Origin of the sequence: Salicibibacter kimchii, assembly GCF_003336365.1 — a bacterium.
In the GTDB taxonomy this organism is placed as follows: Bacteria; Bacillota; Bacilli; order Bacillales; family Marinococcaceae; genus Salicibibacter; species Salicibibacter kimchii.
This window is the reverse complement of sequence record NZ_CP031092.1, coordinates 938830-965615: the sequence shown is the minus strand read 5'-3', so window position 1 is coordinate 965615 and position 26786 is coordinate 938830. Positions and strand designations below refer to the sequence as shown.

28 protein-coding genes are annotated in these 26786 nt (G+C 49.9%); 26 read left to right on the top strand and 2 right to left on the bottom strand.

Annotated features, from left to right (window positions below; translation table 11 throughout):
- The first annotated feature begins 28 nt into the window (after positions 1–28).
- From fakB to rnc, 8 genes are all read left to right on the top strand, one after another.
- Positions 29–883, top strand: a complete 855-nt coding sequence (fakB, locus tag DT065_RS04910) for a fatty acid kinase binding subunit FakB (protein ID WP_114371406.1) — start codon at positions 29–31, stop codon at positions 881–883.
- 171 nt (positions 884–1054) lie between these two features.
- A complete protein-coding gene (gene recG / locus DT065_RS04905) occupies positions 1055–3100 on the top strand; it encodes an ATP-dependent DNA helicase RecG (RefSeq protein WP_114371404.1) in 2046 nt (681 codons plus the stop codon).
- A 581-nt stretch (positions 3101–3681) separates the two neighbouring features.
- Positions 3682–4239, top strand: a complete 558-nt coding sequence (gene fapR / locus DT065_RS04900) for a transcription factor FapR (protein ID WP_114371402.1) — start codon at positions 3682–3684, stop codon at positions 4237–4239.
- Between the two features lie 29 nt (positions 4240–4268).
- Complete coding sequence (plsX, locus tag DT065_RS04895; protein WP_114371400.1) at positions 4269–5264, top strand: phosphate acyltransferase PlsX; 996 nt, start codon at positions 4269–4271, stop codon at positions 5262–5264.
- A gap of 1 nt (position 5265) precedes the next feature.
- Positions 5266–6204, top strand: coding sequence for an ACP S-malonyltransferase (gene fabD / locus DT065_RS04890; RefSeq protein ID WP_114371398.1), 939 nt, complete (start codon positions 5266–5268; stop codon positions 6202–6204).
- A gap of 16 nt (positions 6205–6220) precedes the next feature.
- Entirely contained in the window at positions 6221–6964 is a 744-nt protein-coding gene (gene fabG / locus DT065_RS04885) for a 3-oxoacyl-ACP reductase FabG (protein WP_114371396.1), read from the top strand.
- Positions 6965–7044: 80 nt separating this feature from the next.
- Positions 7045–7284: an acyl carrier protein gene (gene acpP / locus DT065_RS04880; RefSeq protein WP_114371394.1), complete on the top strand. Its 240-nt coding sequence runs from the start codon at positions 7045–7047 to the stop codon at positions 7282–7284.
- Positions 7285–7375: 91 nt separating this feature from the next.
- Positions 7376–8122, top strand: a complete 747-nt coding sequence (gene rnc, locus DT065_RS04875) for a ribonuclease III (RefSeq protein WP_114371392.1) — start codon at positions 7376–7378, stop codon at positions 8120–8122.
- Between the two features lie 258 nt (positions 8123–8380).
- On the opposite strand, the gene DT065_RS04870 is transcribed toward rnc, so the two are convergent.
- Positions 8381–8617, bottom strand: a complete 237-nt coding sequence (locus tag DT065_RS04870; protein WP_114376076.1) for a DUF1128 family protein — start codon at positions 8615–8617, stop codon at positions 8381–8383.
- 87 nt (positions 8618–8704) lie between these two features.
- Here DT065_RS04870 and smc point away from each other — a divergent pair, with 87 nt between their 5' ends.
- Complete coding sequence (gene smc / locus DT065_RS04865; RefSeq protein ID WP_472511553.1) at positions 8705–12298, top strand: chromosome segregation protein SMC; 3594 nt, start codon at positions 8705–8707, stop codon at positions 12296–12298.
- A 107-nt stretch (positions 12299–12405) separates the two neighbouring features.
- Positions 12406–13395: a signal recognition particle-docking protein FtsY gene (gene ftsY, locus DT065_RS04860; protein ID WP_114371388.1), complete on the top strand. Its 990-nt coding sequence runs from the start codon at positions 12406–12408 to the stop codon at positions 13393–13395.
- Between the two features lie 414 nt (positions 13396–13809).
- Here the strand turns inward: ftsY and DT065_RS04855 are convergent, their stop codons facing one another.
- Entirely contained in the window at positions 13810–14709 is a 900-nt protein-coding gene (locus DT065_RS04855) for an NERD domain-containing protein (RefSeq protein WP_114371386.1), read from the bottom strand.
- A 159-nt stretch (positions 14710–14868) separates the two neighbouring features.
- Here DT065_RS04855 and DT065_RS04850 point away from each other — a divergent pair, with 159 nt between their 5' ends.
- The 16 genes from DT065_RS04850 (at position 14869) to DT065_RS04775 (ending at position 26716) form a co-directional block, all read left to right on the top strand.
- Positions 14869–15198, top strand: a complete 330-nt coding sequence (locus tag DT065_RS04850; RefSeq protein WP_114371384.1) for a putative DNA-binding protein — start codon at positions 14869–14871, stop codon at positions 15196–15198.
- A gap of 10 nt (positions 15199–15208) precedes the next feature.
- Positions 15209–16561, top strand: a complete 1353-nt coding sequence (ffh, locus tag DT065_RS04845) for a signal recognition particle protein (RefSeq protein ID WP_114371383.1) — start codon at positions 15209–15211, stop codon at positions 16559–16561.
- 140 nt (positions 16562–16701) lie between these two features.
- On the top strand, positions 16702–16974 hold the full coding sequence (gene rpsP / locus DT065_RS04840) for a 30S ribosomal protein S16 (RefSeq protein ID WP_114371381.1): 273 nt from the start codon (positions 16702–16704) through the stop codon (positions 16972–16974).
- A 9-nt stretch (positions 16975–16983) separates the two neighbouring features.
- Complete coding sequence (locus DT065_RS04835) at positions 16984–17214, top strand: KH domain-containing protein (protein WP_418314597.1); 231 nt, start codon at positions 16984–16986, stop codon at positions 17212–17214.
- Positions 17215–17496: 282 nt separating this feature from the next.
- Positions 17497–17922, top strand: coding sequence for a YlqD family protein (locus DT065_RS04830; RefSeq protein WP_160112413.1), 426 nt, complete (start codon positions 17497–17499; stop codon positions 17920–17922).
- Positions 17903–18430, top strand: coding sequence for a ribosome maturation factor RimM (gene rimM, locus DT065_RS04825; RefSeq protein ID WP_114371378.1), 528 nt, complete (start codon positions 17903–17905; stop codon positions 18428–18430). Before DT065_RS04830 ends, rimM begins: the two co-directional genes overlap by 20 nt.
- Entirely contained in the window at positions 18427–19155 is a 729-nt protein-coding gene (trmD, locus tag DT065_RS04820) for a tRNA (guanosine(37)-N1)-methyltransferase TrmD (protein WP_114371376.1), read from the top strand. Before rimM ends, trmD begins: the two co-directional genes overlap by 4 nt.
- A gap of 388 nt (positions 19156–19543) precedes the next feature.
- The gene (locus DT065_RS04815; protein WP_114371374.1) at positions 19544–21001 is read left to right on the top strand and encodes a SulP family inorganic anion transporter; all 1458 of its coding nucleotides are present in this window, start codon (positions 19544–19546) and stop codon (positions 20999–21001) included.
- Between the two features lie 19 nt (positions 21002–21020).
- A complete protein-coding gene (locus DT065_RS04810) occupies positions 21021–21452 on the top strand; it encodes a universal stress protein (protein ID WP_114371372.1) in 432 nt (143 codons plus the stop codon).
- 675 nt (positions 21453–22127) lie between these two features.
- Positions 22128–22472: a 50S ribosomal protein L19 gene (rplS, locus tag DT065_RS04805; protein WP_114371371.1), complete on the top strand. Its 345-nt coding sequence runs from the start codon at positions 22128–22130 to the stop codon at positions 22470–22472.
- A gap of 364 nt (positions 22473–22836) precedes the next feature.
- Positions 22837–23694 (top strand): ribosome biogenesis GTPase YlqF, encoded by an 858-nt coding sequence (ylqF, locus tag DT065_RS04800; RefSeq protein WP_114371370.1) that lies wholly within the window; start codon positions 22837–22839, stop codon positions 23692–23694.
- A gap of 19 nt (positions 23695–23713) precedes the next feature.
- Positions 23714–24481, top strand: coding sequence for a ribonuclease HII (gene rnhB, locus DT065_RS04795; protein ID WP_227002732.1), 768 nt, complete (start codon positions 23714–23716; stop codon positions 24479–24481).
- 12 nt (positions 24482–24493) lie between these two features.
- The gene (locus DT065_RS04790) at positions 24494–25777 is read left to right on the top strand and encodes a hypothetical protein (protein ID WP_114371367.1); all 1284 of its coding nucleotides are present in this window, start codon (positions 24494–24496) and stop codon (positions 25775–25777) included.
- Complete coding sequence (locus DT065_RS04785; protein ID WP_114371366.1) at positions 25764–26051, top strand: EscU/YscU/HrcU family type III secretion system export apparatus switch protein; 288 nt, start codon at positions 25764–25766, stop codon at positions 26049–26051. The genes DT065_RS04790 and DT065_RS04785 overlap by 14 nt, the downstream gene beginning before the upstream one ends.
- Before the next feature lie 46 nt (positions 26052–26097).
- Entirely contained in the window at positions 26098–26286 is a 189-nt protein-coding gene (locus tag DT065_RS04780; protein WP_114371365.1) for a hypothetical protein, read from the top strand.
- A 70-nt stretch (positions 26287–26356) separates the two neighbouring features.
- Complete coding sequence (locus tag DT065_RS04775) at positions 26357–26716, top strand: thiol-disulfide oxidoreductase DCC family protein (RefSeq protein ID WP_114371363.1); 360 nt, start codon at positions 26357–26359, stop codon at positions 26714–26716.
- Positions 26717–26786 lie beyond the last annotated feature (70 nt).

The following is a 26786-nucleotide window of genomic DNA, read 5'->3' as shown; positions in this document are numbered from 1 at the left end:
TTCCTCCCTATCTATACAGGAGGTTGCTATGGCACATGTAAAAGTGGTAACAGACAGCACCGCGGATATACCCAAGGATTTACTGGAAGCGTTGGATATTACCGTCGTTCCGTTAAAGGTTAATTTTGGGGAAAATGAAACCTACACGGATGGCGAAACGTTAACCCCGTCGGGTTTTTATGAAAAATTACAAAAAAGCGACGTCATGCCGACCACCTCTCAGCCTTCCCCGTATGACTTTGAGACGGTTTACAACCGGATCGCGGAAAAAGATACGGTTATTTTCTCCATCCATTTATCGTCCCGTATGAGCGGCACATATCAAGCGGCCACCCTTGGGGCCGAAGAAGTGGACACAAAAGTTGAAGTCATTGACTCCAAGCGGGCAAGCTACGCATTCGGCATCATCGTGACCGACATCGCGCGCCTCGCCAAAAACGGCGCCGACAGCGATGAATGCAGAAAACGGCTACAACAAATGCTGCAAGAAACGACGGTTTTTTTCATGGTGGACACCCTTGAATATTTGGAAAAAAACGGTCGGATCGGAAAAGCATCGGCGCTGCTCGGTTCCCTGTTGAAGATGAAACCGATCCTTTCATTGACGGAGGAAGGAGAAGTCTATCCATACGAGAAAGTACGCGGACGGAAAAAAGCCATGGCCAGGATTGTCACCGAGCTGGAAAACACCTATGGCGATCAACCGATCCAGCTGGGAATGTTTCATGCGATTGCTGCTGATTCAGCCGAAACGATGGCGGCAGATATAAGGGAAAAGTTAAATGTTGTCTCTGATGTGACAGCGGAAATCGGCGCGGTCATCGGCGCCCACGTTGGGCCGGGAACGATCGCGGTAACGGCCACTCCGGCACCAGAAGACTAGGTGGGTGCGATGAAGCCCTAACGCATCATCGCGACAGCGGTTAGGTCGTCAACACCGGCTAATGAAGCCCTAACGCATCATCGTGGCACCGGTTAAGTCGTCAATGCCATCAAATGAACCCTCATCAAAACCCGCAGAGGGAAAAACGGCAACGAAGGACCGTGAAAAATCATGACAAGCTTAACACGAGCACAAACGAGTATTGAGGAGCTAAAAGGCGTCGGTCCGGAGACGATGAAAGAGTTGAGCCGACTCGGTATTGTTACATGGGAAGATTTACTCTGGCATTTGCCGTATCGATATGAAAACATCGCCATCCGCCCGGTGGAAGAGCTGGAACACGAGGCGCAGGCCACCCTTGCCGGCACGGTTCAGGGGCCTCCCAATGTTAAATACTACGGCGCCAAAAAAAACCGTCTTTTTTTTCGTTTGTTTGCCGACGGGCATCTCATCCAAGTGGTGGCTTTTAATCGCGCGTTTTTAAAACATAAACTTCAACCGGAGACGAAGGTGAATGTGACCGGAAAATGGGACCGGCACCGTGCCCAACTCACCGCCCAACGGATTGAAGTCGGCGACGCCGATGAAACGCGCGCCTACGCTCCCGTCTACACCATCACCGGCAAGCTCACGGTCCGCCAACTGGAAAATTGGATCAAACAAGTCATCCGCCAAGGCGCGTTCCCGGAGGAAGCGCTCCCTGCTTTTTTACGAAAAAAATATAAATTGCCGACGATTGCCGAGGCAATCGCGACGCTTCATCAACCGGAAAACGCCCAAACGCTTAAAAACGCGAGACGACGGGTTGTGTACGAAGAATTTCTCCGTTTTCAATTAAACATCCAGGCGTATAAACGCACGCGCAGACAAAATGAATATGCGCAGCCGACGAAGATTGACGAAGCGTCTATCCGTCAATTCGTGCAAGCATTGCCGTTTGCACTGACCGATGCACAAACCCGTTCGCTTCGCGAAATCCTTGCGGATATACAGGCAGACCATAAAATGAATCGGCTTTTACAAGGGGACGTCGGCTCGGGAAAGACCGTTGTTGCCGCGTGTGCCATGTACGCGGTGGTGAGTGCCGGCAAGCAAGCAGCGTTAATGGTGCCGACCGAAATCCTGGCTACCCAACATGCGGAAAGCCTGGCTGATTTATTTCGCCCTTATGGCATGGAACTCGCGCGCTTGACCGGCTCCACAAAAACCGCTCGCCGCAAGGAAATCCATGCCGGGCTGGAGAGCGGGGAGATTTCGGTGATCGTCGGCACGCACGCGTTGATCCAGGATACGGTTCCTTTCCATGACCTTGGCCTCGTGATTACGGATGAGCAGCACCGTTTCGGTGTGGGACAACGGCGAGCGCTGCGGGAAAAAGGGAATCCGGACGCCTTGTTTATGACGGCGACCCCGATCCCCCGAACGCTGGCGATTACGGCTTATGGAGACATGGACGTGTCCCGCATCGATGAACAGCCGAAAGGGCGGAAAGCGGTGCAAACGTATTGGGCCAAGCCTGATATGCTTGAGCGTGTGATCGCTTTTGTCCGCAAGGAAACGGCCGCGGGCAAACAAGCGTATGTGATCTGCCCATTGATTGAAGAATCCGAGCAATTGGACGTGCAAAATGCAATTGACCTCCACGCGCAATTGGAAATGTTAATGCCCGACAACTCCATCGGTCTTTTGCACGGCCGTTTGCGGGATGAGGAAAAAGAAACAGCGATGAACGGGTTTACGGGCGGCGACATTGACGTCCTCGTATCGACGACCGTAGTCGAAGTAGGCGTCAATGTCGCTAACGCGACGATCATGGTTATTTATGATGCGGACCGTTTCGGACTCTCGCAGCTGCATCAGCTCCGCGGACGTGTCGGTCGCGGCGAGGCGCAATCTTATTGTATTTTACTGAGCGACCCTACCTCGGAAACGGGAAAAGAACGCATGCGTATCATGACCGAGACGACCGATGGGTTTGTTTTGGCGGAAAAAGACTTACGGTTGCGCGGGCCGGGAGAACTTCTCGGACAGAAACAAAGCGGGATGCCCGAATTTCGCCTCGCAGATCCCGTCCATGACTACCGGGCGTTGGACACCGCCCGCCAAGACGCAAATACGCTCCTTGACGCCGAGGAATTTTGGCAGCACCCGAAGTATCAACCTTTGCGAGACTACGTCCAAGGCTCAGGAGCAACGTCGGGGGAGAAGTTGGATTGAAGAAAGCGTGGGGATCGGTCCTGAAACCCGAACTGGGCAGACGTGTGCCGAAACGGTAACCATGAAGCAATCATGGAGCCCGCGGGGCAACCGCGCGTCGAAACAGTCGCCATGAACCGTCAATCCTGTGAGCACTCCCATTTTTCACCATCACAGACTTGATTTTCATTTGAGTTTGATTCAAAATTAGGACCAAGTCCTAGCAAAAGGTAACATTAATTAACCAATACGTTTCTGAGTCACAACCGCCAGGAGGACAAAAAATAGGTAAAACCCGATAATTGTCTCCAGAACGGTCGTGTGAGGACAAATATTAGGTGAATCCTGATTATTAGTCACCAGAGCCGTCGTGCGGCGACTAATATTAAGCATACCCCCATTTTTTTGGCGCGACAACTACGGGCGGGAACCATTTATTGTTTCGACATTGTCACCACTGGATCAGCCCGAACACCTGCATGCCTGAACAAACAGAAACGCACATTATAACCTTGAGAGGAGGCAAAAAAGGAGGTCGCCGGACGGCGGTGGCCATCCCTCCCCCGCCTATTTGTTCAAAGGAGTCTCCTTGGCACATAAAGATGAAAAAAACGAAAGCTGAACGGAAAGAGGAATTGGAAGACACGATCGAGGCCAATCCTTTTATTACGGATGAGGCCTTGGCCGAACGTTTTGATGTAAGCGTGCAAACGATTCGCCTCGATCGTTCCGAGTTAAGAATTCCGGAAGTCCGAACGCGCATCAAGCAGTTGGCCGAGACGAACCACGATGATGTTCGAGCCTTGCAAAACGAAGAAGTGATCGGTGAAATCGTCGATTTGCAACTGGATGAACAAGCGATTTCCATCCTTGATATTACCGATGACGATGTGTTTACGCGTAATGGCATCGCGAGAGGGCACCATCTTTTCGCACAGGCGAACTCGCTCGCGGTTGCGATCATTGACGACGCATTCGCGGTGACCGGACGCGCGAACATTCGTTTCACCCGTCAAGTATACGTCGGCGAACGCGTGGTGGCAAAGGCAAAAGTAAAAAAACGCAGTCCCGGTTTTCCGGTGATTACCGTGGACAGCTATGTGAACCAAACCCTCGTTTTCAAAGGGGAGTTCGTCATGTCGAGGGGAAAAGAAGCGTGAAACTATAAGATAAAGGAGCACATTCGACGATGAAAATAGCCATAGACGCGATGGGAGGCGACAACGCCCCAAAAGCTCAGGTGGCGGGGACGTTAGCAGCAGCCCGGGCATTTGAGGACCTTGAAGTGACGCTCGTCGGTGACGAGGAAAAGATCCGTCCTCATTTATCGGGGCATCATGAACGCATTAACGTGCTGCATACGACGAGTGTGATTGAAAATGATGAGACACCGACCCAGGCGGTACGCCGTAAAAAAGATTCTTCGATGGTGCTCGCCGTGAAGGAAGTGCGCGAAAATCGCGCGGACGCGAGCATATCCGCGGGAAATACGGGCGCGTTGATGTCCACCGGTTTATTGCAAATCGGACGCATTGAAGGCTTAGAACGCCCAGCGCTGGCACCGATGCTCCCGACCCTTGACGGGGAAGGGTTTCTCCTCTTGGACGTGGGCGCCAATGTTGATGCACGCGCGGTCCATCTCTTCCAATACGGAATCATGGGGGATGTGTATATGCGTCGTGTCAAAAATCGCAAACAACCGAAGGTAGGATTACTCAACGTCGGTGCCGAAGAAGGAAAAGGCAATGAATTATCCAAACAAGCCTACGAACAGATGCAAGCGGCCGACTTTACATTCATCGGCAACGTCGAGGCGCGAGATGTATTGAACGGTGTTTGCGACGTCGTCGTATGCGATGGTTTTTCCGGAAATATTTTGCTTAAATCCATCGAAGGCACGGCTGAATCGCTGTTTTCCATTTTAAAAACGGAGCTAAGCTCCACGATGAAAAACAAACTGGCGGCAGCAGCGTTGAGACCATCGTTTAAAGGGATCAAGCAAAAATTAAGCTATTCCCATTATGGGGGAGCCGGCTTGTTTGGGTTGAAAGCGCCCGTTGTAAAGGCCCATGGCTCGTCTGATCACACCGCTTTTTTTCACGCCATACGCCAAGCCAGGCAGATGATTTCCGAAGACGTGGCAGAGGTTATCGCCGCTGATTTGCAAAAACAGAGGAGGGATTAAAATGGGGAAAACGGCGTTTTTGTTTCCGGGACAAGGCTCGCAAGCGATCGGCATGGGCATGACCGCGGCTGCGGAAAACGAAGCGGCACAAAAGACCGTGACTGCAGCGGACGAAGCCCTCGGCTTTCGCCTTTCCGAATTAATGGAAAACGGCCCGGAAGATGAATTAAAAAAAACGACAAACGCGCAACCGGCGTTATTAACGGCGAGTACCGCGGTATTGCAACTTTTTTCGGAACACGAGGTGCAACCGGATTACGTTGCCGGACATAGCCTCGGGGAATATAGCGCCCTTGTCGCCGCTAACGTCATCGATTTCAAAGATGCAGTCACGGCGGTTCGTCAAAGAGGCGAATTAATGGAAGCCGCGGTGCCTGCCGGCGAAGGCGGGATGGCGGCAGTCATGGGGATGAAAAGAGAAGCGTTGGAAGCGGTTGTTTCCGAAGTCAACGAGGAAGGCACCCCCGTCCAGCTCGCCAATTTAAACGCCCCGAACCAAATCGTCATGTCGGGATCGGCAGATGGCATCAAAGAAGCCGGCGAACGTGCAAAGGAAAAGGGAGCCCGCCGCGTTGTTCCTTTAAACGTGAGCGGTCCGTTCCACTCGCCGCTCATGAAACCTGCCCGCGAGCAGTTGCAAGAAGTATTGGCGCCGATAAGCTTTCGCGATAGCGAGGTGCCGGTGGTGATGAACGCGTCTGCCTCCGCGGCGACCGATGCTAACACGTTGAAGGAAGCGCTCGTCACCCAAGTAACGGCTCCCGTGCTTTGGGAAGACAGCATTCGTTTTCTGCTTGAGGATGGCGTGGACACCTTTATCGAAATCGGCGGCGGGCAAGTATTGGCCGGCTTGGTGAAAAAAATTCAACGTCGCGGCATCCAAGTGTTTTCCGTCGAAAGCCAAGCAGATATTGACGAAGTATTGCAAGCAAAAGCGTAAAGGAGGGTTCTCGTACATGCTAGAAGGAAAAAAAGCGCTCGTGACCGGGGCTTCCCGCGGAATTGGACGGGCCATCGCGCTCAACCTCGCGCAAAACGGAGCGGATGTTGCCGTCAATTACGCGGGGAGTGAAGCAAAAGCCGCGGAGACAGCGAAAGAATGCGCTTCTTACGGGGTGGAAGCTTTTCCCGTGCAGGCCAATGTCGCGGATGAAGAAGCGGTCAAAGCCCTTTTTAAAACGGTCACCGATCGTTTCGGCGCCATTGATATTCTCGTCAACAACGCGGGAATCACAAAGGATAATTTAATCATGCGCATGAAAGAAGACGACTGGGACCAAGTGCTTGACACGAATTTAAAAGGGGTTTTCCTCTGCTCGAAAGCAGTGGTACGTCCGATGATGAAACAACGGTCGGGATCCATTATTAACATCGGTTCGGTCACCGGTACGCTCGGCAACGCCGGCCAGGCCAATTACACCGCGGCAAAAGCAGGGGTCGTTGGATTGACAAAAACGTTGGCGAGAGAGCTTTCGTCCCGTCACATCCGTGTGAATGCCGTCGCGCCGGGCTTCATTGAGACAGAAATGACAGACGAACTCGAAGGAGAGCAACGGGACGGGTTGCTGGCCCAAATTCCGCTCGGGGAGCTCGGGCGCCCCGAAGACGTGGCTGAAACGGTCAGTTTTCTTGCCGGCGAAAAAAGTCGGTATATGACGGGTCAAACCCTTCATGTCGATGGCGGCATGTATATGCCGTAAAGAAGGCTGGTTTTTTATGGTCAAATATCCTATAATAACAAGGAAGCATTTCTGGTTAGGAATTAAAGGAGGAAATAAAAATGACAGAAACAGGAACGCTGGAACGCGTAAAAAAGATTGTTGTTGATCGGTTGGGCGTCGAGGAATCGGAAGTCATCGGAGAAGCAACGTTTAAAGATGATCTCGGTGCTGATTCGTTGGACGTCGTTGAACTCGTAATGGAACTTGAAGATGAATTTGATATGGAAATCTCTGATGAAGAAGCGGAAAAAATTTCCACCGTCGCTGATGTCGTGAACTACATAGAAGCACAGCAGTGATGGAAGAGAGGCGGGAAGTCAGATGGGAGGCCTCGACGCTCGCAAGCTGCCTTCCCGGTTTTTTTAGCAAAGGAGCTGTAAGAGAAGTAAAATGAAATCCTCTCCAAAAAAAAAGAACAAAATACACGCAAGCGAAAACCATGTGCATAAATTCCAGGAATTATTATCGGAACTAGCGTTGCAATTTACTGATGATCAATTGTTGTATCAGGCTTTTACCCATTCTTCCTATGTGAATGAAAAGAAACACAGTGCCGACAGCGATAACGAACGGTTGGAGTTTTTAGGGGATTCGGTGCTTGAATTATGTGTCTCCCAATATCTCTATCGTCGGTTTCATACGATGCCGGAAGGAGAGATGACCAAACTTCGTGCTGCAGTTGTTTGTGAACCCTCTCTGGCAGGGCTCGCGCGGAAATATAATTTCGGCGACCTCGTATTTCTCGGGAAAGGCGAGGACATGACCGGCGGCCGGGAACGCTCAGCCATGCTCGCGGATGTCTTCGAAGCATTTGTCGGGGCGCTTTATCTGGATCAAGGGATGGACGCCGTTAACCATTTTCTTGAAAAGACCGTCTATGAAAAAATCGAAACCGGCAGTTACACGGATGTAATGGACTTCAAAAGCCAGCTACAAGAATTTGTCCAAAGGACCTCATCGGGCGCGATCACGTACGCGATCGTCGATGAACAAGGACCTGCGCACAGCAGGGAATTCGTTGCCCGCGTCTCTATTAATGGCGATCATCAAGGCGAAGGAATCGGAAAAACGAAGAAATCGGCAGAGCAACACGCTGCACAAAAAGCACTCATGCACCTAAGCACCGAACGTGAATAGGGAGAGATGAGAGGAGCGGCGTTCGAAAGCCTTGTGGGGGAAGGCGGGAGAAGTGTCCGAATCAGGGCGAATCCCCGGACACATCGCACGAGCATATAGCGAGATTGTCCGAGCTGTGCATCCCCTCGGACAATTTAGCTCGACAAAGCATCGAACCTGTCCGAACAAAAAGTCACCTCGGACATTTTTGCATGCAAAAAAAAAGCCCCCACTCGGATAGTAGTGAGGGCGATGGAGCAACGGCGGGCGGGACGCCGGTTATTTTTGGCTCTCGACTTTAATTCTTCCTAGCTCTGAAATCAGGGCGTCCATTTCTTTCACGCTAAGGGTTGAATTGTTCCCCACTACGTACTCATAGATCTCTTTAATATCTTCGTAATGCCGGAGATCATAGCTTGTCGGATCGAGCACCGCGGCGTTCACGACTTGCAAATGTTCTTGCAGTTTCTCGAAAATGTAGTGAAGATTTTCTTCTTTTGCTTCATCAAGGTTCATGACGAGCCTCCTTTTCTAGTCTCTATTGTAGAAGGGATGACCTTGTTTGAAAAGGTTTCATTGCAAAAAGATTGCGAGGGAGCGTCTTTGTTTTTAAAACGACTGGAAGTGACCGGGTTCAAATCCTTTGCCGCTCCTTTGACCATCGATTTTAATGAAGGCATCACGTCCATTGTCGGGCCAAACGGAAGCGGGAAAAGCAATGTCGCCGACGGCATTCGCTGGGTGCTCGGCGAACAATCCGCCAAACAGCTTCGCGGGGCGAAGATGGAAGATGTCATTTTTGCCGGAAGCGAATCCCGGAAAAAAGTAAACATCGCCGAAGTATCCCTGATTTTGGATAACGAAGATGAATACATGATGAGCGAGTTCAGCGAGATCAGCTTGACACGCCGTCTGTACCGCACAGGGGAAAGCGAATATTTTTTAAATCGAAAAGCTTGCAGAAGAAAAGATATCGTCGATCTGCTCGTTGATTCCGGGTTGGGGAAAGACGCCTATTCCATGATCGGACAAGGAGAAGTGGATCGAATCCTCTCTTCGAAACCGGAAGATCGGCGCACGATGTTTGAAGACGCCGCGGGCGTTTTAAAATATAAATCCCGCAAGCAAGAATCAGAAAAAAAGCTGCAAGAGACGATGGACAATTTGAATCGCGTCCAAGATATTCTCCATGAGCTCGAAGAACAATTGACGCCGTTGGAGTTGCAAGCGTCAACCGCCCGGGAATACTTACAACATCAAGAAGAAAAAGAACAATTGGACATCGCCATTCTCGTCCACGATATCGAAGCGAAGCACGCCTCTTGGGAAGCATACAAACAATCCCTGGCCAAAATGGAAAACGAGGCGGAAGCGGAAAAACAAACGTTACACGAAGCGCAAGAAGCGCTTGCCCGGAAAAAAGAAACACTCGCCGATGTGGAAAACAAGCTCGACGCTGCGCAAAACGAATTGCTGGAGACGAGTGAAGCATTGCAGCAACGGGAAGGCCACCGCAACCTCATGGAAGAAAGAGGTACGAACGCCAATGAACGCTTGGAGGCGTTAGACCGCAGCATTCGCGAGCTGCAACAAACGTGGGAACAAAAAAGCGCGCAACTGGACGAAGAAGCGGCGATCTTAAACGAAAAAATCGAAGCCGAGCAAAAAAATAGAAAAGAACTGGAAACCCTCGAAAAGAAAAAAAACAAAACGACCGCCGATGTGGAAGCGGAGTTGGAAACGTTGAAGGGCGAGTACATTGATGCCCTCAACGCACACGCGGCGAGCAAAAATGAACGCCGCCATAGCAAAGAGCAAAAAGAGAGGGTTCAAGAGCGATTAAAACGGTTGTTTGCCGAAAACGAAGACAGCGAACACCAATTGGCCAGACAGAACGAAGAAGAAGCAAAAGCAAAACAAACCTACGAGGCGCTCGAAGCAAAACGTCAAGCGGAAGACACGGCATATGAAGATGCGCGCGCCCGTTTCGAAGCGGAACAAACGAAAAAAGAAAAAGCGGACCAACAATTGTATGCGAATTACCGACAACTCGACGATGCCCGCTCCCGCTTGCAACTGCTTCAACGGATGGACCAGGAACATGCCGGTTTTTTTCAAGGAGTAAAAGCGGTGTTGCAGGCGGCGGAAGCTCAAAAGTTGACCGGCATTCACGGGGCCGTGGGTTCGCTCATTTCCACCGGCGAACAATATGAAAAAGCGGTGGAAACCGCGCTCGGCGCCGCGATGCAACACGTCATCGTCGAATCGGAAGAAGACGGCCGCCGGGCGATCCAATTTTTGAAAATGAATCGCCAAGGCCGGGCCACGTTTTTGCCTCGTTCCGTCATGAAACCGCGAGCGATCCCCGGCGCGGTACAGGAACGATTGCGCCATGCAGAAGGGTTTTGCGGGGCAGCTGCCCAAGTGGTGGCTGCCGATCAACGGTTTACGGCGGTCATTGAAAACCTCCTTGGCCATGTCGTGCTCGCGTCTGACTTAAAAGCGGGAAACCGTCTGGCCCAAATCGTTCAGTATCGCAACCGTATCGTCACCCTCGACGGAGAAGTCATCAATCCCGGCGGTTCCATGACCGGCGGCAGCGACAAACGCAAAGGAATGGAACTCTTGAGCCGCCAACGGGAACAAGACGAACTGCAAGAAAAACAAAAACAATTGGCAGCCGAAAACGAGAAACTGGAAAAAAACGTCGCTGCCATCAAACAAAAGGTTGAAACCCTCCGCCAAGAGACGGAAGATCACAAACAACAGTCGGAAGATGTGCGTTCTCGCCTGGCGGATGCGAAAGAAACGCACGTGCGCGTGCAGGCGGAAACAGGAAAAATGGATGCGGAACTCTCGTTATACACGAAAGAAAAACAAGCATTGGAATCCGAACTCCAGGATTGGGATACGCAGCTGGAAAGCCTTGAGGCGCGCGTACACGAAGGGGCGGACAAAACCGAACGCCTCCAGGAAGACATTAACAAGAAGGAAAAAGAAAAAGAAGAACAAGCCCAATCCGAACAAGAAATGCAAGAAGCGTTTACGCAATTGCGCATTCAAGCTGCCGCGAAAAAAGAACAGCTAGATCACCAAAAACAAACCGTGGAACGTTTGCGAACTGATGTAACCACGGAACAAAACGATTTGCGTGCCGCCATGAAAGAAAGAGAGGATCTGGAAAAGCGCCTGCAAGAAGTGGCGGGCGGATCGGACAATCTCGATGAAGAAATTGAGGCATTGCAAGCGAAGAAAACCGAAAAAGAGCAACAAGCATCCGACTTGAAAGCGCGGCGGGAAGAACAGCAACAATCGATCGAGAAAAAAGAGAACCATCTAGCCGTTTTAGAAAAGCGAGCTACGGACATGGAAGAAAAACGCTATCAGCTGCAACTTGCCCACCACCGCTTGGATATCGAACTGGACCAGTTGCTCGAACGTTTGCAAGCAGATTATGAAATCACATATGAAGCGGCGAAAAAACGTCCTTCTTTTGAAGAAAAGACGGTTGAAGACGCGCGCAAACGATTAAAACTCGTGCAAAAAAGCATCGATGAACTTGGGCATGTAAACATTGGGGCCATCGATGACTACGAGCGCGTCAACGAACGCTATCAATTTTTATCGGAACAACAAGCGGATCTGCAAGAAGGAAAGGACACGCTCACCGCCGCGATTCAAGAAATGGACGAGGAGATGACGCGCAAATTCAGGGAAACCTTCACGATGATTCGCACGTATTTTCAAGAGACGTTTTCGGCAATGTTTGGAGGAGGGGAAGCGGATCTCTTGTTGGAAGATCCGGACGATTTGTTGGAAACCGGGATTGAAATATACGCCCGCCCCTCGGGAAAAAAACGGCAATCCTTGTCCTTGCTTTCGGGCGGGGAGAAATCTTTGACCGCGATCGCTCTTTTGTTCGCGATTCTCCACGTGCGGCCGGTCCCGTTCTGCGTGCTTGATGAAGTGGAAGCCTCGCTCGATGAAGCGAACGTGGAACGCTTTGCCAATTATTTGCGCACCTTCAGCCATCAAACACAATTTATCGTCATTACCCACCGGAAAGGAACGATGGTCGCGAGTGATATTTTGTACGGCGTGACGATGGAAGAGTCCGGCGTTTCTCGCCTTGTTTCCGTCAGGCTCGAGGACTATTTCGAGGAAACGGAAGCAGAAGCGCTGCAAACGGGCGGCTAGGCGTCCGGTACGTGCGCTCGGAGAGAAAGGACAAGAAGCCTCATGCAGAAGTGCCGGAGTGATGCTCGCAAAACGCCAGATCAATGGGAATTGAAAGGAGCAATGGCATGAATTTTTTTAAAAAATTAAAGGAACGGGTTAGCACCCAAACCGAAACGGTCACATCGAAATTTAAAGACGGCTTGGAGAAAACCCGTGATTCGTTTGCGGAAAAAATGAACGAGTTGGCGGCCCGGTATCGGACCGTGGACGAAGATTTTTTCGAGGAATTGGAAGAACTGTTGATTTCGGCGGACGTCGGGGTGAACACGGTCATGGAATTGATCGAAGAACTGCGCACCGAGGTGAAACGCCAAAATGTCAAAACACCCCAAGACGTCTTGCCGGTCATCAGTGAAAAATTAACCGCCAAACTCGATTACAGCGGCGAAGATAATGCATTGAACATGAACGACGAAGGCATGACCGTCCTTCTGTTCGTCGGCGTGAACGGCGTTGGAAAAACGACGACGATTGGGAAAATCGCCCAGCGCTTCAAATCCGAAGGCAAAAACGTCGTACTGGCCGCGGGCGACACGTTCCGAGCCGGCGCGATCGAGCAATTGGCCGCTTGGGGCGAGGACGTTGGCGTCAACGTCGTCAAGCAAGAAGAAGGCTCGGACCCGGCGGCCGTCATGTATGATGCCATCCAATCCGCTCGTTCCAAAAACGCCGACGTGCTGCTATGTGATACGGCCGGGCGCCTGCAAAACAAGGTCAATCTGATGAAAGAACTGGAAAAAGTCAAGCGCGTCATCGACCGCGAAATTCCGTTGGCCCCGCATGAAGTGTTGCTCGTGTTGGACGCGACGACCGGGCAAAACGCGATGACGCAGGCCAAAACGTTTAAAGAAGCAACGGAAGTTTCCGGCATCGTGCTCACGAAACTGGACGGGACCGCGAAGGGCGGCATCGTGCTCGCCATTCGCAACGAACTCGGTATCCCCGTAAAATTCGTCGGCCTAGGCGAAAGCGTCGACGATCTGCAACCGTTTGATGCCGAGCAGTTCACGTATGGATTGTTCCGGGAGCTGGCGGAGGATGACGAGGGAAACTAAGCAGACGAATAATGGCATTCAGTCTATACGGGCGCTTCGATAAAAGCCCTTGTATTAAGGGTGACTTTTCATACAAAGGGAGGGCTAAGATCAGAGGTGCATAGTCCCCGGGAGAGACGTCTGCGGACTGGAAAAGGGTAAACCGAGCGCATCGAGTCCTCAGAGTGTTGGTCAGCGGACCGGAAAGGGAGAAATCGAGTGCGTTGAGTCCTCAGAGTGTCGGTCTGCGGACCGGAAAAGGGTAAACCGAGCGCATTGAGTCCTCAGAGTGTTGGTCTGCGGACTGGAAAGGGAGAAACCGAGCGCATTGAGTCCTCAGATGGTCGGTCTGCGGACCGGAAAAGGAGAAATCGAGCACGTCGAGTCCCCAGGGGAGCGTGCTATGGTCCGGGAAGTGGTCGCAGTATTGTTTTTTTAATCGATATAATAGGAGGCATTCGCATGGCCCATGCGGATGAAACGATTCGTTAAAAGTTTGTTGACCTTCTTTTTGGAGCTTTTCATTCCACACCAATCATAAATATTGTTTGTGGTTATTTTTCGATTCGGAAATAGAAATTTGTATTCCTCAATGCTTCTCATGATCGCTGTTTTATTGTCTTCGTCATATCCGCATTTGGCACATACCCAATTCACGCCATTATCAGTCATAAAAGAACGGCAGCTTACACAAAGCACACCCTTTTTCAGTTCATGATAATCATAATCGGGGAACTGCGTATGCGGATTTTTATGAAAATGCAATGCTAGTAATTTTTCAGCGAGCTTATTATGTTTGTACGTCATTTTAGAATCTAGGCGGTTTAATTTTTCCAAGAAGCGATGGATTTGGTTTGGGAAAACGGCAGGTAGTTTAGGAGGAGCATTGTACAGATAAAATTCAGAATGGGTAAAAACAAGCGTTGATTCAATAGGGAAATTCATTCGATGCTGTTGAAGTAATTTTCGCAGGAGGGTTTCGCTCCGCTTTATTTGGAGCTGGGGGTTTTGGATTTCGATGCCGGAAATTGTCTTCCATTTGTCGTCATCAATGAAAAAATCACCTTTGGAATACTTTGAATCCAAAAGATAAATCGTTTCTTGGAAAATTAGCATCTTATCGATTTGAAAAAAATTACGGTTCTGTTGCAGCAAAAGGTCATTGATCACAAAACAGTCAGTTGTTAAGTTTTCCAGCCAAGTATCCAATTGTTGCTCGCCTGTAAAACCTTTCTCTAGATTGAGATAGTGCTGTTCATCGGGAAGGGTCATTCGGGGGCGTAAGAGCCGCAGCGTTTTTAATTCGGTGGGGACTTCGCGGGGTTTGAGAATCATGAGACTTTTCCTTTCCTTTCCTTTCCTTTGATTTCATTCATTATACCAACAAAAATTGAGTAGTCAATGACAGATACGCCCCTTGACATCCCGCCCACATCCCTGTATCCTTGTAAAGGCGATACACTTAACAGACAAAAGACAATTAAGGTGAATCCAGTGCTGGAAAAAACGATGCGCATGAATGCGCTTTTTGATTTTTACCATCCGTTGCTTACGGAAAAGCAGCGCGACTATTTGCAGCTCTACTATTATGATGATTACTCCCTCGGGGAGATTTCCGAGCACTTTGATGTTAGCCGCCAAGCCGTCTATGATAACATCCGGCGCAGTGAAGAGGTGCTCGAAGCGTACGAAGCGAAATTACAGCTTGATGAGCGATACCACCGGCGCCAAGAACTATACCAACAACTACGCCGCGAAGCCGGTGCGACCGCATCAGCTTACTTTTTTTCCATTATAGACGAATTGGAACGAACGGAAGAATAGGGGGGACACAATGGCCTTTGAAGGTTTAGCCGAGCGTTTGCAGGCGACGATGTCGAAGATTAAAGGCAAAGGGAAAGTCAGTGAAGCGGACGTGAAAGAGATGGCGCGGGAAGTCCGCCTGGCGCTCCTCGAAGCCGATGTGAACTTCAAAGTCGTCAAGCAGTTTGTGGGTCGCATCAAAGAGCGCGCCGTCGGACAAGAGGTAATGAAAAGCTTAACCCCCGGCCAGCAAGTGATTAAAGTTGTCAACGAAGAACTGACAGCGCTGATGGGAAAAGAAGAAAGCAAATTGGCGGTCGCCGATAAAGCGCCGACGGTCATCATGATGGTCGGTTTGCAAGGGTCCGGGAAAACGACGACCGCCGCGAAACTGGCCAATCATTTGCGCAAGGAAAAGAACCGCAATCCCATGCTCGTTGCCGCTGACGTTTACCGGCCGGCTGCCATCGATCAGTTGCAGACACTCGGGAAGCAGCTCGAAATGCCTGTTTTTTCCAAAGGCACGGAAGCCAATCCCGTTGATATCGTCCGGGAAGGGGTTGAGCAGGCGAAAGCGGAAAATCATGATTACGTGTTGCTCGATACCGCCGGCCGCTTGCACGTGGATGAAGCGCTCATGGACGAGTTGCAGCAAATGAGCGATGCGGTCGAGCCCCATGAAGTGCTTCTCGTTGTTGACGCCATGACCGGGCAAGATGCCGTGAATGTCGCGGAACAATTTAACGATCAATTGCCCGTCTCCGGCGTTGTCCTCACGAAGTTGGACGGCGATACCCGCGGCGGGGCGGCTCTTTCCATCCGCGCGGTCACCGAACAGCCGATCAAGTTCGCGGGGATGGGCGAGAAAATCGATCAGCTGGAAACGTTCCATCCGGAACGAATGGCGTCGCGGATTCTCGGCATGGGGGACATGCTATCGCTGATCGAGAAGGCGCAAACGAACGTGGATGAAGAACGCGCGAAAGAATTGGAAAAGAAAATGCGCAATGCCGACCTCACGTTTGAGGATTTTTTGGAACAGCTGGAACAAGTGAAAAGTATGGGGCCGATGGAAGACATTCTCAGCATGATGCCCGGCGCCGGCAAGATGAAAGGCATGAAAAACATGCAGGTGGATGAAAGCCAAATCGGTCGTATCGAGGCGATCGTGCGCTCGATGACGAAAGCGGAAAAGCAGGACCCCAAGCTCATGAACGCGAGCCGCAAACGCCGGATTGCAAAGGGGAGCGGCACATCCGTGCAAGACGTGAACAAACTGCTCAAGCAATTCGAAGACATGAAAAAAATGATGAAGCAAATGTCGTCGATGGGCGGCGGAAAAAAGAAAGGAAAAGGCGGCATGCAATTGCCGTTTATGCGCTGAAAAGGAAAAACCCTTTACAAGCAAAAGAATCTTCTCTATAATAGGCTAATGTGAAAATGTGCAAATAAGTAAAAGTGCTGGAAGCGGGATCTTTCTCTCACATCCCACTTCTAACTTCTAGAATAATGGAGGAATAAATCATGGCTACAAAAATTCGTTTAAAAAGAATGGGATCGAAAAAACAACCTTTTTACCGTGTCGTTGTCGCGGAATCCAGCGCGCCGAGAGACGGCCGTTTCATTGAAGAAATCGGCACGTACAATCCGCTCACGGAACCGAGTGATTTTCAGGTGAATGAAGAAAAGGCGCTTAAATGGATGCTGAATGGCGCGAAACCATCGGACACCGTTCGCAATCTCTTTACGACACGTGGACTGATGGAAAAACTTCATCAAACAAAAAACGGTAAGTAGGTTTATTTTATGTTGAAAGAACTTGTCGTAACGATTGCCCGTTCATTGGTGGATTATCCGGATGAGGTCAATGTTCAGGAAGAAGACGTCGATGGCGTCACCGTGTTTACCCTATCCGTCCACGAGGAAGACATCGGGAAAGTCATTGGCAAAAACGGAAGAGTCGCGAACGCGATTCGGAATGTGTTGATGGCTGCAAACAGAAATCAGGGTAAAGTCCGGCTTAATATTGCTGATTAACGAATGGGGGAGGCTTTGCCTTCCCTTTTTGATCATGTGAAGTGAAACTTCCATCAGAGGGGCTTTTCCTCTGAGGAAGGAAGTCGGCTAAAACCGTCACGTCCTGTGACAACGCCGACACTAGCACATCCTGTGCGTCGGAACAAATCGGGGTGTTAGTCGCCCGTTATTTCAGAGGCCAGAAGTCGGAAAAGGCTTTTTTCAAGGTCTTCCGATTTCCGGTTCCCGATGTCTGACTTCCGGGAAATCGGGCACTTACCACCAGGAAAAAGAGGTGAAGCCGTGAGAATTGAAAAAACAGTACTCGTTCGCCACGTCCTAACCGAAGACTATCGGGAGAAGTTATTAAAAAAAATTTCTACTGAAAAAGAACGACTGAACACGGAAATGGGGCAATTGCGTTTTCAGTACCAGAAACAGTTAAAAGAACAGTCGGGTCGCAACAAATCTGCCATTGATAGCAAATACAATACTGAAATCAATAAGCGCGGCCAACGAATCGAAAGTTTGAATTTCAGGGAAAGCAAAGTTAAAACACTGCCGACAGGTTCACTCGTCACCGGGGAAAAGGTACAAAGGTACACAGATGTTCAGGTCGGGGATCGTTGGTCGGAACACCGGTTGGAAGATGAGATTATTATCGAGGATGACATCGTTCGCGAGATTCGTTCCAAAGGAGAAGACGAGGATGACAGTGTCCGCCACTAATTACTACGGCGTTGGGAAAATTGTTAATACACACGGAACCGCCGGAGAAGTGCGTGTCATTGCCACGACCGACTTTCCGGAAAAACGTTTTGCCGAAGGGTCCGAATTGCGAGCGGTGAAGGCAACCGGAGACACAGAAATGCTCGAAGTACGCGGGCACCGCAAACATAAACATTTCGACCTGCTCCTTTTTCAAGGGTATGAAACGCGGGAAGACGCCGAGCGCTTAAAAAACGCGGCCCTTGAGGTTCATGCTTCGATGCGCGCGGACTTGCCTGAAGATGAATTTTACTACAGTGAAATCATCGGGGTAGACGTTTATACGGAAGACGGCGAGCATCTCGGCAAGGTGAAGGAAATTTTATCGCCGGGTGCTAACGATGTATGGGTAGTCGAAGGCAACGGCAAAGAGATTCTGCTCCCTTACACGGAAGAAGTCGTCCGGGTGATCGACGTAGAAAATCGGCGCGTAACCGTTCATTTGTTGGAAGGGCTGGTCGATGAATGAAAATCAATTTTCTCACTCTTTTTCCGGAAATGTTTCAAGGCATCATGAAATCGTCCATTTGGAAACAGGCAAGAGATAAAGGCGCGGCAGAGTACGCGGTCACCAATTTCCGTACGTATTCGGATAACAAACATAACAAAGTCGATGACTACCCGTATGGCGGGGGCGCGGGGATGGTGTTGTGCGCGCAGCCGCTTGTCGACGCTGTCGAGGATGTGACCGACGGGGATGCGCGTGTGGTAATGCTCTGTCCGCAAGGGGCCCCATTTTCGCAGAAAAAAGCCGAGGAGCTAGCAAAAGAGGATTCGTTGGTGCTCGTTTGCGGACACTACGAAGGCTACGATGAACGCGTTCGCTCGGTCGTGACAGATGAGATCTCCATCGGCGATTATGTGCTGACAGGAGGTGAACTCCCCGCGATGATTGTCGCCGACAGCGTCATCCGGCTGCTCCCGGGCGTCCTCGGCAATGAAAGCTCGGCGCAAGAGGAGTCATTCACAGACGGGCTGTTGGAGCACCCCCACTATACCCGCCCCGCCAATTTCCGGGGCATGGACGTCCCGGAGGTGTTGTTATCCGGGAATCATGCGTATATTGAAGAATGGCGTAGGAAGGAATCATTGCGTCGCACGTGGGAGCGACGCCCCGATTTGCTGGAGGGACGAGCGCTTGGCAAAGATGAACAAGAATGGCTGCGGGAGTTCGAGGAGGAGGGTTCTGAATAAGTGGGGCTGTATGCCGAACTCCCCGTGTGTTTTCCGAGCCCCTCGAGGATCGTTCCGAATCTCCATCAGATTTTATCTCGACCTCTATCTGATCTATGAAAATAAAGCCATTGACTTGGAAAAAATACTACACGATACCATAACCAAACGGTATCTAACGTTAAGTGTTTGACGGATGCCTTTCGGCATTCTTTTTTCATCCTTTAATAGGTGTGTAAAAAACGTTAAAACAATCACATAAATAATGATAAAATATATCATTTTGTTTTATAACATATCGAGCGTTTAAAAAGAGCAGAGCGCATATATGCATGTTCTGTTTGTATTTGAGTGACTTTCGTGAGACTCGAAGGTCCGTTTATAAATACAAATAGAAAGTAGGAGTAGAATGGAACGTACGATCAAAGACCAGTGGTTTGGAAATGTAAGGGGTGATATTTTAGCAGGCATTGTTGTCGCGTTGGCCCTCATTCCGGAAGCCATAGCTTTTTCAATTATTGCCGGGGTGGATCCAATGGTGGGTCTCTACGCATCGTTTTGCATCGCCGTCGTGATTGCTTTTGTTGGCGGGAGACCGGGAATGATTTCTGCAGCGACGGGTGCGATGGCTTTATTGATGGTTACGCTTGTTGCAAATCATGGACTGGAATATTTGCTTGCCGCGACAATTTTAACGGGAATCATCCAAATATTATTTGGCGTCTTTAAATTAGCCCGGTTCATGAAATTTATCCCCCGTACGGTAATGACGGGATTTGTGAACTCCCTGGCGATTCTGATTTTCCTTGCTCAAATCGAGCACTTTGTCGGGGAAACTTGGGTGATGTACGCGCTGGTTGCCTTAACATTAGCCATCATTTATTTATTCCCGATGATTACGAAAGCCGTTCCTTCAACATTGGTGGCCATTATTGTGGTGACGATTATTGTGTTATCCATGAATATCGGGGTCCGCAATGTTGGGGATATGGGTACGTTAACACAATCATTACCTGTTTTTGCATTACCGGACATTCCTTTAAGTTTTGAGACGTTGATGATTATTCTACCTTACTCACTCGCATTAGCGATTGTAGGTATTTTAGAATCATTACTTACTGCGAATATTGTTGATGACATGACAGATACAGAAAGCAATAAAAACCAGGAAAGTCGCGGGCAAGGGATTGCAAACATTGTATCGGGTTGTTTTGGAGGTATGGCAGGTTGCGCGATGATCGGACAATCGATTATTAACATAAAATCGGGGGGATCGGGACGTTTGTCTGCCCTTGTGGCAGGTGTATTCCTGATGTTTTTAATCTTGGTATTAGGAAATATTGTCGTTCAAATCCCAATGGCTGCACTTGCGGGTGTCATGATTATGGTATCGATTAGCACATTCGATTGGAATTCAATGAAAACACTCCATCGTATCCCACGAACGGACGCAACGGTATTAGTGGTTACGATGGCTACAGTCGTTATTACGAATAACCTTGCTTACGGCGTGTTAGTAGGTGTTCTTTTAAGCATGATTTTCTTTGCGGCTAAAATATCAAAAGTTAAAGTCACCAAAAAGACGGATGAAAGCTTGAACAAATCATACTACGCTGTTGAAGGTCAATTATTTTTTGCCTCTGTGACGGACTTTTTATCACAAATTGATACGACTGAGAGGATAAAAGAAGTTGAAATTGACTTGACGCATTCCCATATTTGGGATGATTCCGCAGTGGGAGCGCTAGATAAAATCGAAGCAAAGTTTGCAGCAAATGATGTACACGTTACGTATAAGGGATTAAACGATGAGAGTTCACGTTTATTAAAGGCGATTGGTGGAATATCAAATGAATCTGGTCACTAGAGGAAGGAGTACGTCATAAATGTTTTCAAAGATTCTATTGGCTACAGATGGTTCGGAATATGCAAAACGAGCCATGGAACAAACGATAAAAATGATCGCTCCTTATAGTGATCAGGTTACCGTTGATCTTGTTTATTGTATTGATGGAGATCAATCAAAGGCAGATATATTGAAGTATGGGGATTCACAAATCGCTGATGTAAAAAGGAAAGAGATGTTTGCGAGTAGCATTGATTATTTAGAACAATATGAAGTAACCGCTAATGCGTTATTTTTACATGGTGAATCACCTGCTAAAGCGATATTAAAACATGTAAAAGCCAATGAAGGTCAATACGATTGTGTTGTTGTCGGCAGTCGCGGGAGAAACGAATTTCAAACACTCGTATTAGGCAGTGTAAGCCATAAACTTGCAAAATATGTTGACGTCCCTTTATTGATTGTAAAATAAGTCAAAACGCGCATATCCATGATGGGCGTTTGCTTTTGTGCTGCTGCACTAAAGCCTAGATGTTTGTTTGATATTCCGAGCTCTATGCAAAACAAGCGATGAGTCAAGGGTGTGGGGTGGGGATCATGGTGCGGAATTCGAAACAAATAAGGCATCGGCATGGGAAGGGGGCGAAGGGCAACGAGTATGCCGAAGAGAGGACGGCATTGGCATGAAACGAGGGCAAAGGCATCCTCGGAAGTCGAAGCATCCTTGGCTTCGGCATGAAAAAGAAAATGAAGCATAGCAACTATGCCGAAGAAAGGGCAACATCGGCATGAAATACGCACATAGGGGTGCTGGGAAGCCGAAGCAGCATCCGATTCATTTATACACCGAAGCACCGCTCATGGCTCCATCCAATTGAACGTTGCTTTAGCATCTCTACTTCCTTTTTCAGCAGACCCTAAATAAAATTTCGATTCAACATTGCTGAACGGCGCGCTCTATGCTATGATTTACGTTGGCAGATAAGAAAGTTTAAACTTTCTTATCCTGCATAAGTACAACTAAGGCTTTCGCCATAATTGGCGATAAGCCAAGTTTTCTAATGGCAAATGCCTTTACATCCGATGTTCCGCTTCGGCGGGATGGAACCCCCGTAAGAGCATCCGAGAAGAAAGGAGGATAATGTAAATGAGTAACTTGATCGAGGAAGTAAATAAATCTCAACTAAAAGATGACCTTCCAAACTTTCGAGCGGGGGACACGGTAGCCGTCCACGTAAAAGTTGTGGAAGGAAGTCGTGAGCGTGTGCAGGTATTTCAAGGCGTTGTCATAAAACGTCGCGGAAGTTCTGTGAGTGAAACGTTCACCGTTCGTAAAGCTACATCCGGAATTGGCATTGAACGAACATTCCCTGTCCATTCCCCGATTATTGACAAAATCGAAGTGAAACGCCGCGGGCGTGTCCGCCAAGCAAGGCTTTATTACTTGCGCAAACTGCAAGGGAAAGCCGCGCGTGTCAAAGAACTTCGCTAATGACTGTAAAAAGAAGAGCTTGGACACCAGGCTCTTTTTTTATAGGAAAATAAAAGCGAGCGGGGGTTCATGACACCACTGAGAGGGAAAATAACCCAGTATGTGTCATGGACGGCTTATGACACCACTGGAAAGAAAAATATACCAATTAGTGGTTTCATAAATGGTTCATGACGCCACTGAAAGGAAAAATACGTCAATCAGAGGTTTCATGAACGAGCCAATACACCTCTAAAAGGGAATATACATTATACGAATCCGAGATTCATTGGAGTGCCCAACGCATCTCCGGAAACTAAAAACTCGTAATTCGAGGTGCATTGAAGAATCCAGAATGGCTGATAATCAAGGAGGTGACACAACAATGACCATCCAATGGTACCCGGGGCATATGGCGAAGGCGACGCGCGAAGTCCGGGAGCTGATCAAGCGTGTGGACGTCGTCGTGGAACTGGCCGATGCCCGCATTCCGCAAGCGTCGCGCAATCCGGTCCTCAACGACATTCTTTCCGAGCGGCCGCGCGTGCTCGCCCTCGTGAAAACGGACATGGCCGATGAAGCGATCACAAAAGCATGGCAGCAACATTTCGAGCAAAACGGCAAAGCTGTTGTTCTGATGAACGCCAAGCATAATCAGGGAAGTGGAAAACTAATCCAGGAAGTAAATCGACTCGCCCAGCCAAAAATGCAAGCCCTGCAAAAAAAAGGCATTCAAAACCGTTCGGTTCGCGCGATGATCCTCGGCATTCCGAATGTGGGTAAGTCAACGGTCATCAATCGCCTCGTGGGAAAAAACCAGGCGAAAACGGGCAACAAACCGGCCGTCACCCAAGGCAATCACTGGCTTAAGGTGAGCAACCAGATGGATGTCCTCGATACCCCTGGGATTCTCTGGCCGAAATTCGAAGATCCCGAAGTCGGGTACAAGCTTGCTATCACCGGCGCGATCAAAGATGAACGCCTTGATTTTCAAGACGTTGTGCTTTATCTCATCCGGCAGTTGCACGATCGCTACCCGGACGCGTTGAAGGAGCGTTACAACTTACCCGAGCTCCCGAGCGAAGGCGTGGAACTCTTTGAAGCCATCGGTCGAAAACGCGGCTGCCTCATCGCCGGCGGAGATGTGGATTTTGACCAAGCGGCAGAAGTGATCCTCCGCGATTTTCGCTCGCAAAAACTGGGTCCAATTTCACTGGAAAAACCGAACGATGGGCCGATATAAAAAGAAAGAGGTGAAGGCGGTGGAGAAACGGCTATCGATTGCCGAGGTCAAGGCGCATCTTTTTGCTGAAAAACAGCCGTCAGACAATTGGATCAATGAACTGCGCGCGGATGAACGCAAAGGCGTCCGGAACCTGCTCGTTCGCTACGACCGTATGCTCGAACGTGAAGCCTTGGCGTTGCAACAGTTTAGAAACATGCGCGCGCATGATCACCACTTCAGTTTTCCCGACGCGCAAATCGCAGGGGTGGACGAAGTCGGCAGAGGACCGCTCGCCGGACCGGTGACAGCCGCCGCGGTTATTTTGCCTGCGTCGTTTGAATTGCCGGGCCTAACCGATTCAAAAAAATTAACAGCCGATCAACGGGAGCAATTTTATGAAAAAATTACCGCGGTCGGTGATGTGGGCATCGGCATGGCGTCATCCGAAGAGATTGACGAGATCAATATTTACCACGCGACGCGCCGCGCGATGGTACGAGCCGTTAACGATTTACCGAAGCCGCCCGATCACTTGCTTATCGACGCGATGGAACTCTCGCTTGATGTTCCGCAAACCCCCATCATCAAAGGGGATGCCAAAAGCGCGAGCATTGCCGCCGCGTCTGTCATCGCGAAAGTGACCCGCGATACATATATGAAAACGTTGCATGAACATTATCCCGCCTATCGATTTGACGAAAACGCCGGCTACGGAACGAAAGCGCATTTGGGAGCGCTGGATCGCGAAGGTCCCTCCCCGGAGCATCGTCGATCGTTTCAACCTATCATCATCCGGGAGGCGTAGAGGAGATAACAGATGGACATTGCCGCTCTCTCCAGCCAATTCAATACCAACGCGCAATCGAAACCGACGTTTCGCGTTGGCCAAATGTTCAGTGGCACCGTGTCTCGTCTTTTCTCGGGGCAACTCGCCACGATCGAAACCGGACAGCACACGCTGGTGGCGAAGTTGGAAACCGCGCTCACCGTCGGCAATCGTTATCTTTTTCACGTTCAATCCCTCGATGGGTTACCGCGCTTAAAGGTGGAGCCTTTGTCGTCCGGCTTACCGGAGGATAAATATCAGCGCGCACTCGCTCAGCAATTGCTTAAAGATGAAATACCCTTCTCGAGATCTGCACTCATGCAAGCAGCCGAACGATTGAAAGGAGAAGGGCGCTTAACAGATGTGCATTTGCAACTCGCGCAGCGGGCCATTGAAAAGCAATTGCCTACCACCCCCGCGATTTGGCAAGCGTTAAAAAGCGCCCATTCCAACCCCCAATCGTTGTCGGGGCAAATCCGTGATCTGCCGTCGGAAGCGGCGCGACACCTACAGGAACAAGGAAGGATGCAAGCGGGAACTTCCGCGGAAAGTCGCCTGCAGCAACTCGCCGCGCTCGCCGATAGCAATCGATCGGAAAGTGCCGGGGCAAAGCAGGTGTTGGCCCGGATAGGCGGGAACACGGAAGCGCTCATGCAACTGATCCAATCGCCTGCAAACCTTCCGGCGACCGAACGCCTCGCGCTGCAATTTTTGCTTACGCGCGAACAACCGGACACGTCCGGCCTGCAGACGATGCTCGCCTCCCTTGGGCGCCCGGCGGATGACACTGGGCTGCAAGTGCTGAATGTGCGAACGCTCATTCAGGCGGGGATGAGCCAGGACCGACAGCAATTTCTTCCGCTCCTACAGCAATCCCTCGGCTTTCATCTGCTGAACACGGACCCTTCCCAGGGTTCTGGTTTTGTGCCCCTTCATCTCGATGATCATGTAACGGATGGATTTATGCAATGGCACACCCACGCGCACGAACGGAGACAGGAGGACGCCGCCACACGGGTTTTATTTTTCCTGAAATTAAAGCACTTAGAAGATACGGTGCTGGATTTGTTTATAAAAGAAACAAACATTGCCGTGCAAATTTATAATGATCATAAGGAGCCTGGAGTTGTCGCGCTTTTGAAGCCGATGTTGGCGGAGAAGTTGGAGGAGCAGGGGTTTCGGCTTGTTTCTTATCACTGGAATCAGACGGAGAAACGAGCGGAAACGAAGGATCGGGAGCCGATGGGGAGAGGGGGATTCGATGTGCGCGTATAAGAAGCAAAAACGTCGAACGGCAGCGGCATTGACGTATCGGCAAGCCGAAGACATCGCGCCTGTCGTAAAAGCAAAAGGGCACGGGTCGATTGCCGAGGACATCATCGCGCGGGCAAAGGAAAGTGATGTCCCCGTCCGAGAAGATGAAACGCTCGCGGAATTGTTGGAGCAACTGGAGGTCGGGACGTCGATCCCGGCTGATCTGTACGAAGTGATCGCCGAAGTTTTTGCTTTTATCTATAAAGTCGATGCGGAAATGAAAGAAAATCCATGATTCTGTGCATACTAACGGGACCTCGAAAAAAGAAGGAGGTTTACGTGTGCCGATAGGAAAAAATTTATTAGACGTGGAGGAAAGCCAGAAATTTGTCGACCACTACAAAGAAGAATTAGCGGGTGAATTCGGCTTCTTTCACGCCATGCAGCAGAGTGACGCGATGGCCAAAGACATGACAAAAAGGGTTCGGAAACAAAAAGACGAGGACGACAGCGACGATCAAGAATGTTAAGGACAAGCAGATGCGTCAATTGGCGCATCTGTTTTTTCGTGGTACGGTGGCAGAAAGAGGTGGTCGTTCGATGCGTAAACATGTTGTTTTTTATGATGGCGAGTGTCCTTTGTGCCGATTTGTGAAGATGGTGCTCGGCAAGCTCGACTGGCGTAACGCTGTCCACTGGTTTCCTGTCCAAGAAATAAGCGAAAAGACGCTGGAAAAAGCGAACGCCTATAAAAATATGTACGATGAGATTTATATGCTCACCCCGGACAAGCAAGTGTTAACCGGCTACAACACCGTGCGCAAACTGCTCGCGCTGCTTCCGGTTACGGCGCCAGTCGCGGTGCTTATGTATGTGCCGGGCGCTGGCCTGATCGGCGCCCCGGTTTACCGCTTTATTTCAAGGCGGCGCTACCGATGGTTTGGGCGGGTGGAGTATTGAGCGGGGGTGATCCGGCACTTTTGTGGCTTATTCTGGCACTTCATTTTGTGGACCGATATAAGGGCATTCC

Excerpts from the sequence above, each read along its gene's own strand:
- fakB (WP_114371406.1), top strand. The coding sequence starts at position 29 with ATGGCACATGTAAAAGTGGTAACAGACAGCACCGCGGATATACCCAAG.
- recG (WP_114371404.1), top strand. The coding sequence starts at position 1,055 with ATGACAAGCTTAACACGAGCACAAACGAGTATTGAGGAGCTAAAAGGC.
- fapR (WP_114371402.1), top strand. The coding sequence starts at position 3,682 with ATGAAAAAAACGAAAGCTGAACGGAAAGAGGAATTGGAAGACACGATC.
- plsX (WP_114371400.1), top strand. The coding sequence starts at position 4,269 with ATGAAAATAGCCATAGACGCGATGGGAGGCGACAACGCCCCAAAAGCT.
- fabD (WP_114371398.1), top strand. The coding sequence starts at position 5,266 with ATGGGGAAAACGGCGTTTTTGTTTCCGGGACAAGGCTCGCAAGCGATC.
- fabG (WP_114371396.1), top strand. The coding sequence starts at position 6,221 with ATGCTAGAAGGAAAAAAAGCGCTCGTGACCGGGGCTTCCCGCGGAATT.
- acpP (WP_114371394.1), top strand. The coding sequence starts at position 7,045 with ATGACAGAAACAGGAACGCTGGAACGCGTAAAAAAGATTGTTGTTGAT.
- rnc (WP_114371392.1), top strand. The coding sequence starts at position 7,376 with ATGAAATCCTCTCCAAAAAAAAAGAACAAAATACACGCAAGCGAAAAC.
- DT065_RS04870 (WP_114376076.1), bottom strand. The coding sequence starts at position 8,617 with ATGAACCTTGATGAAGCAAAAGAAGAAAATCTTCACTACATTTTCGAG.
- ftsY (WP_114371388.1), top strand. The coding sequence starts at position 12,406 with ATGAATTTTTTTAAAAAATTAAAGGAACGGGTTAGCACCCAAACCGAA.
- DT065_RS04855 (WP_114371386.1), bottom strand. The coding sequence starts at position 14,709 with ATGATTCTCAAACCCCGCGAAGTCCCCACCGAATTAAAAACGCTGCGG.
- ffh (WP_114371383.1), top strand. The coding sequence starts at position 15,209 with ATGGCCTTTGAAGGTTTAGCCGAGCGTTTGCAGGCGACGATGTCGAAG.
- rpsP (WP_114371381.1), top strand. The coding sequence starts at position 16,702 with ATGGCTACAAAAATTCGTTTAAAAAGAATGGGATCGAAAAAACAACCT.
- DT065_RS04835 (WP_418314597.1), top strand. The coding sequence starts at position 16,984 with ATGTTGAAAGAACTTGTCGTAACGATTGCCCGTTCATTGGTGGATTAT.
- rimM (WP_114371378.1), top strand. The coding sequence starts at position 17,903 with ATGACAGTGTCCGCCACTAATTACTACGGCGTTGGGAAAATTGTTAAT.
- trmD (WP_114371376.1), top strand. The coding sequence starts at position 18,427 with ATGAAAATCAATTTTCTCACTCTTTTTCCGGAAATGTTTCAAGGCATC.
- DT065_RS04815 (WP_114371374.1), top strand. The coding sequence starts at position 19,544 with ATGGAACGTACGATCAAAGACCAGTGGTTTGGAAATGTAAGGGGTGAT.
- DT065_RS04810 (WP_114371372.1), top strand. The coding sequence starts at position 21,021 with ATGTTTTCAAAGATTCTATTGGCTACAGATGGTTCGGAATATGCAAAA.
- rplS (WP_114371371.1), top strand. The coding sequence starts at position 22,128 with ATGAGTAACTTGATCGAGGAAGTAAATAAATCTCAACTAAAAGATGAC.
- ylqF (WP_114371370.1), top strand. The coding sequence starts at position 22,837 with ATGACCATCCAATGGTACCCGGGGCATATGGCGAAGGCGACGCGCGAA.
- DT065_RS04790 (WP_114371367.1), top strand. The coding sequence starts at position 24,494 with ATGGACATTGCCGCTCTCTCCAGCCAATTCAATACCAACGCGCAATCG.
- DT065_RS04785 (WP_114371366.1), top strand. The coding sequence starts at position 25,764 with ATGTGCGCGTATAAGAAGCAAAAACGTCGAACGGCAGCGGCATTGACG.
- DT065_RS04775 (WP_114371363.1), top strand. The coding sequence starts at position 26,357 with ATGCGTAAACATGTTGTTTTTTATGATGGCGAGTGTCCTTTGTGCCGA.